Annotated in this window: 1 protein-coding gene; it reads left to right on the forward strand. The window is 46.0% G+C overall.

The features are described 5' to 3' along the window. Positions 1-585 (forward strand): 16S rRNA (cytosine(1402)-N(4))-methyltransferase RsmH (gene rsmH / locus ACWHAR_RS29910; protein ID WP_452088789.1); only part of this gene is annotated, 585 nt, incomplete at both ends.

The following is a 585-nucleotide window of genomic DNA, read 5'->3' on the forward strand; positions in this document are numbered from 1 at the left end:
TTTGACCAAGATGATACGGCATTACAGCATGCTAAAGAAGTGTTGTCCGACTATAAAGGGCAGCTCATTCTGATTAAAAGCAATTTCAGGTATTTAAAAGAATGTTTGAATGAACAAGGCATTACAGAAGTAGACGGTATTTTATTTGATTTAGGGGTGTCCTCTCCGCAGCTGGATACACCGGAGCGCGGATTCAGTTACCATCATGACGCACCGTTGGACATGAGGATGGACCAGTCGGCTACGCTTACGGCGAAAGAAGTCGTTAATGAGTGGCGCTATGAGGATCTCGTCCGTATTTTCTTTAAATACGGAGAAGAGAAGTTCAGTAAACAGATCGCCAGAAAAATTGAGGAGGCAAGAATGAAGTCTCCTATTCAAACTACGGGCCAACTGGTCGATCTAATAAAAGACGCGATTCCCGCTCCAGCGAGAAGGAGAGGCGGACATCCCGCTAAACGCGTGTTTCAGGCAATCAGAATTGCCGTAAACGATGAACTTAGGGTGTTTGAAGAAGCTTTGGAGCAGGCAATTGAGGTTCTGAAGCCAGGGGGCAGGGTATCAGTCATTACCTTCCACTCGCTA

Source organism: Bacillus sp. LR--39 (assembly GCF_053613335.1).